Source organism: Geomonas sp. (assembly GCF_035254065.1).
Lineage (GTDB): Bacteria > Desulfobacterota > Desulfuromonadia > Geobacterales > Geobacteraceae > Geomonas.
On record NZ_DATFBA010000352.1, the window covers coordinates 1 to 5,223 of the forward strand.

A 5,223-nucleotide genomic window follows, 5' to 3' on the forward strand; every position below is an offset into this window, starting at 1 on the left:
CAGGCAACACCGACCTCCTCCCGCTTTTCACTACATTGCACGCCCCCCTGCTTTTACCAGCCCACCTGCTGAATGACCTCCACAAGATTTTCTAGTGAAACACCGCCTCTAGATCGTGAACCTCCTGGTCGAAAGCCGCAAAAACGGATGAGACAAGGAATTCCGCAGCCGGACTGAGCGGAACGTCACGTCTCATAAGGAGAGTTCTCATCCGGCGATGATTGAACCCTTCAACCCGGTGGCTGCACAGCTTTCCTTCCGCGACCAGCTTCTCAACGAGATCCCTTGATATCAGCGCGATCCCGTCGCCAGCAATCAGCGACTCCACTATCACGTGCAGATCGTCGTACACCACGGTGTTGGTGAATTCGCTCACGTCCCGCCCGGCCAGCTGCATGCTAAGGGTCAGGTACCTCCACGAACAGCACTCCTTCTGTCTCCGGTATAAGCGATGCCTGAGCAGGTCGTCGATCCTCACCACTGGGCCATCCAGCCCCAGCCGCGGCGAGCTCACGAAGATCATCTCGTCCTCCGGCAGCGTGGCAGCCGCGAAGTCCGAGACGTCCTGCAACTCCCAATGCTCGATCACTATCAGATCGTAAATCCCGTCCTGCAGCCCCTGTAACGCCCGGTGAGGCATGTCGAAGGTGATCATGAAGTTGTTGAGCAGGCGATACCTGGTCATGTAGCGCTGCAGTACCTTGGGGAGGTGGGAGATCCCGAACGGGTGGGTGCAGGCGAAGGCAATGGACGGATCTTCCTCCATCTCATCCAGCCGCCGCAGCAGGCTCTCCTCGATGCTGAGGATCTTCCTTGCCTCTCCCATGACCAGTCTCCCGGCCGGGGTCGCCTTGATAGTCGTGCCGCAGCGATCCACCAGCGGGCAACCATACTCCTCCTCCAGGCACTTGATCCGCCGCGACATCGCGGACTGCGTAACGTACAGGTTCTCGGCTGCCTTGGAAAAACTTCCCGTCCTCACCACTTCAATCAGGCTCTTTAGGTTTAATGAGTCCATATTGTTAAAACTCCTCTTTCTATGCAGGTCACGCATAACTGGATGAGAAAAATTCGTTTTACATCCAGAAACATATATATTTATATAGAACGAGTCAAGCAGTCATTTCGCCGAATTTCCCTGCGTTGACACGGTGTTATGGCCGAACCACTTTTCGTCGCAGATAGCTCCCTTGTGGGCTGCTCATGAAAATAACGGTGGGTGCCGTTGCCCTGGCAGGGAGAAATAGAGGTTATGACGGGGAGATTCAAAGCAACGAGTTGTCGAGATGCAAGAGGAGAACATTAAAAAACGGAGTGTTCCGGCAGCTGGCGCCCACCTGATCTTCCTGTTCGCGTTTTCCTACTTCCTACTCGCCCCCAAGCCGTTCATCTCCCTCCCAGGGCAGTAAACAGCCCGAATACCAATCGACGTGATCGAGACCGTTTGCGCAGGTCCGAATGGGAAGCAAACCTGGCGGGAAGTCGGCACAGGAATTAACCGAAAGGAGACAGAGAGATGAATGGGAAAAGGGTAGGACGGCTTGTGTCGGGGACGCTGCTCCTCGCGCTGGCAGCACCGGTCGTGGCCATGGCGGACGACCAGGCACTGCAGAAGCAGGTCGATGAGTTGACCAAAGCGGTGCGGATGCTGGAGGAAAAACAGGCGCAGCAGAAAAAGGTAGAGGAACTGACGCGGAAGGTGGACAGGCTCGAGGAGAAGTCGCTCAGCAGGTGGCTCACCATAGGGGGCGACTACCGCTTCAGAATTGACAGCCTGCGAGGCGAGACCAAGGCATACACCGACGTCAACAATACCTTTGCCAACGCCCAAAACCAGATGAACTCCGCCTTCTTAAGCAACCCCACCCTTTATGGCCCGCAGGTGGCAGCGTTCCAGGCATTCTCCAACCAGATGAGACAGACCACCACCTACGCGGGCGCCATGGCCTTCTTGCGCAACAACCAGCAGATGATGGGGGGACTGCAGAGTTTCGCCCAGACGGTGCCGTCCTACAAGCCGCAGAACGACACCCTCTATACCAACCGGCTCGGCCTCAACATCCACGCCAAGGCGACCAAGGACGTGAGCGTCAACATCCGCCTCCTCGCCTACAAGACCTTCGGCTCCCAGGACGACTCCGCCGTCACCAATTCCGGGTCCACCCCGTTCTTCGCAGACCGCACCGGCGTCTTTGACGGTACTTTGGGACACGTCCCCTCCACCAGCCTGCTCGACGTCGACCGCGCCTATGCCACCTGGTCCAACATCGCGGACCAGCCTGTCTGGTTTTCGGTCGGGCGGCGCCCCTCCACGGGGGGCGCACCCAGCAACCTGCGCACCAATGACGAGCGCCCCGGCAACGGCGGGACCCCGGCCCTGCTGGTCGACTACGCCTTCGACGGCATGACGCTTGGCTGGGCGCCGGACATCGAGTCGCTGCCGGGCTCTTACGCCAAGATCTGCTACGGCCGCGGCTTCGAGAGCGGCTTCGAGAACCCCGGCAACAGCATCAAGGACACCGACATGCTGGGGGTGGCCATCATACCGATCGACACCGACCCGCTGCGGGTCTGGCTGCAGTGGGACCGCGGCTTCAACATCTTTGACTTCCCGACCATGTCCAACACCGCCTTCGGCAACACCGCCCCCTCGGTCAACCTCGGCTCCATCGACTGGTACGGCGTCGGCGCCCTGAGCACCATAAAGGACGTCGGCCCGGGCAAGCTCAATTTCTTCGGCGACGCCGGGGTGAGCATCACCCATCCCAACAACAGCGTCTCGGCCAACGCCGGCTTCCAGGGTCTGCTCACCGGCAGCCCGTTCCAACCGGAAGCGCCGACCGACAAGACCGGCTGGGCAGCCTACGTCGGGGTCCGCTACGACTACACCCCTACCAGGACCAAGCTCGGCTTTGAATACAACCACGGCTCCAAGAACTGGATCACCTTCACCCCTGCGGCCGACGACCTCTGGACCTCCAAGCTCGGCACCCGCGGCAACGTGTACGAGACCTACCTGATCCAGGAACTTAACCTCAAGCCGGTCTCCTCCTACCTGTCCAAGGTCTTCTTCAGGTTGGGCTACCAGTACTACGACTTCGAGTACACGGGAAGCAACAACTGGGTCGGTGCGCCGCAAAAGATCTCCAGCATCAAGTCGAGCGACATGATGCTGCTGACTCCGCTTGCCAAGGCTTACGACATCTACGGAACCTTCGAGGTCAAGTTCTAACGGACAGGGCGTTGCCCTCAAAAGGGGCGGCCGGGTTCGGTCGCCCCATCACAAGGAGAAAGAACATGAGAAAAGCGCTTTCCGTGATGGTGCTGGTGGCGGTGGTGGCGGTGGGACTGTTGAGCCTCACCGCCACCGCCCAGGCGGGAGAGATCAAGTTTGTCGGGGTCATCACCAGGATCGAGATCGGCGGCAAGGACGCCAAGACTGCCACTGCGACCCTCAAGGACAATGAGTCCGGCAATCCCGTCGAGGTCATCGTCAACGACGATCTCACCCTCGACAAGTTCAAGGACCACCGGATCGTCGAGGGGGATGAAATCCGCTGCAAATACGAGGTGATCGACGGCAAGAACATCTCCAAGTACTTCAGAAAGACCGCGGGCTGTTAGCGAACGGAGCTGATGGCCCCGGGTCCTGGGCGTGAGCGGAATACCAGGCGCCGCCGGTTCAGACGGCGGGCCAGCCAATAGAGAGGGGATGCATGAACGGAAAAACTATGATGGCGGCATTGCTGGGCGCAGCCCTTGCCGCGGCCACCGCCACGGCAGGCGAGCACCCCGGGCGGGCGGCGATCCAGGCGGAGGGCTACAAGGGCCCCGAGACCTGCGAGAAGTGCCATCCCGGCACAGCCAAGGCCTTCCTGCAATCGGTGCACTGGAAGCATGCCTCCAAGGTCACCAACGTGGACGGGATCGATCCCAAAGAAGAGTACGGGATGAAAAACCGCATCTACGTGATGTGCAACGGCAACGATATCGTCAACAACCTCAAGGAGATCCCGAAGAGCCCCGAGACCGGCAAGACGAAGTTCACCGGCTGCAACACCTGCCATCCGGGCAACCACCTGAGCGACGTTGGGAGCAGCGGTGCCGAGGCTGAAAAGGCGATCGACTGCCTGGTCTGCCACTCCACGGACTACGACTTCCGGCAGAGAAAGCCCTTCAAGGATGACAAGGGGCGCGTGGTCATGGGGCAGGACCGGAGCACCAAGGCGGCACTGGCAATCGGCAAGCCGACCGTGAAGAACTGCATGGTCTGCCACGAGGCCGCCGGCGGCGGGGTGATCATCAAGAGAGGGTTCTCCTTCACCAAGGAGACCGACGCCCACGCGGCCAAGGGGATGGTCTGCGTCGATTGCCACCAGGCAAAGGACCACAGGATACCGACCGGGACGGATCCCAACAACTGGGCGACGGACGGGGTGTCTGTCACCTGCTCAGCCGCCTCCTGCCATGGCGACAAGCCGCACAAGGACGCCGACCTCAACCGCCATGTTGCCAAGGTCGCCTGCCAGACCTGCCACATCCCCCGCACCGGAGGCGCCTTCGCCAAGGATTTCACGGTCTGGACCCAGAGCGCCGACAAGTTCTACGAGCCGACCACCCTCAAGAAGGAGGCCAATGAGAGCACGCCGGTCTACGCCTGGTACAACGGGACCGTGGCCAACACCCCGCATTTCATCGGCCCCAAGGGGGACAGAAAGGACGCCAAGAGCAGGATCACTCCCTTCAAGATCTTCCAGGGCAAGGCGTTCTACAGCGCCAAGACCGGAGAGCTCCTCTCGATGGATTTCGCCCCCCCGATGTCCAACGGCGATACCCGCGCCGGGGTGGAATCCGCGGCCAGGACGCTCGGCATGAAGGAGCCGGCCCAGGTCGCCAAGAGCGCCGTTGCCGGCTGGCAGACCATCTACTTCGGCTCCAACCACCTGGTCACCAAAACCAGGGCCCTTTCCTGCGCCAACTGCCACGCCCCCAACGGTGTGCTGAACCTGAAGGACCTTGGCTACAGCGACAAGGAGATCGTGAAGCTGACATCCCCGGAGCTGTACATGAAAAAGCTGGCGGAGAAACAGAAGGAGGATTGGTAGCAAGCCTCCCAGCAGATCCGCCAAAGCTACAGGCGAAGAGGAAGAGCGGAAACAAAAAGGGCACCCGACATGCATCGGGTGCCCTTTTTGTTCATTTGGCTACTGTACGTGCTCGACC

At 60.2% G+C, this 5,223-nt stretch carries 4 protein-coding genes; 3 read left to right on the forward strand and 1 reads right to left on the reverse strand.

Annotated features, from left to right (window positions below; genetic code table 11):
* Positions 1 to 91: 91 nt before the first annotated feature.
* Complete coding sequence (locus VJ604_RS16470) at positions 92 to 1,018, reverse strand: multiheme cytochrome-associated LysR family transcriptional regulator (protein WP_324084429.1); 927 nt, start codon at positions 1,016 to 1,018, stop codon at positions 92 to 94.
* A 498-nt stretch (positions 1,019 to 1,516) separates the two neighbouring features.
* Between VJ604_RS16470 and VJ604_RS16475 the strand changes: the two genes are divergently transcribed.
* The 3 genes from VJ604_RS16475 (at position 1,517) to VJ604_RS16485 (ending at position 5,105) form a co-directional block, all read left to right on the forward strand.
* A complete protein-coding gene (locus VJ604_RS16475) occupies positions 1,517 to 3,232 on the forward strand; it encodes a DUF3373 family protein (protein WP_324084432.1) in 1,716 nt (571 codons plus the stop codon).
* Positions 3,233 to 3,297: 65 nt separating this feature from the next.
* A complete protein-coding gene (locus VJ604_RS16480; protein WP_324084434.1) occupies positions 3,298 to 3,624 on the forward strand; it encodes a hypothetical protein in 327 nt (108 codons plus the stop codon).
* 92 nt (positions 3,625 to 3,716) lie between these two features.
* A complete protein-coding gene (locus tag VJ604_RS16485; RefSeq protein WP_324084435.1) occupies positions 3,717 to 5,105 on the forward strand; it encodes a multiheme c-type cytochrome in 1,389 nt (462 codons plus the stop codon).
* Positions 5,106 to 5,223 lie beyond the last annotated feature (118 nt).

What these genes read in the sequence shown, in the direction of transcription:
- VJ604_RS16470 (WP_324084429.1), bottom strand. Translation starts at nt 1,018, where the DNA reads ATGGACTCATTAAACCTAAAGAGCCTGATTGAAGTGGTGAGGACGGGA.
- VJ604_RS16480 (WP_324084434.1), top strand. Translation starts at nt 3,298, where the DNA reads ATGAGAAAAGCGCTTTCCGTGATGGTGCTGGTGGCGGTGGTGGCGGTG.
- VJ604_RS16475 (WP_324084432.1), top strand. Translation starts at nt 1,517, where the DNA reads ATGAATGGGAAAAGGGTAGGACGGCTTGTGTCGGGGACGCTGCTCCTC.
- VJ604_RS16485 (WP_324084435.1), top strand. Translation starts at nt 3,717, where the DNA reads ATGAACGGAAAAACTATGATGGCGGCATTGCTGGGCGCAGCCCTTGCC.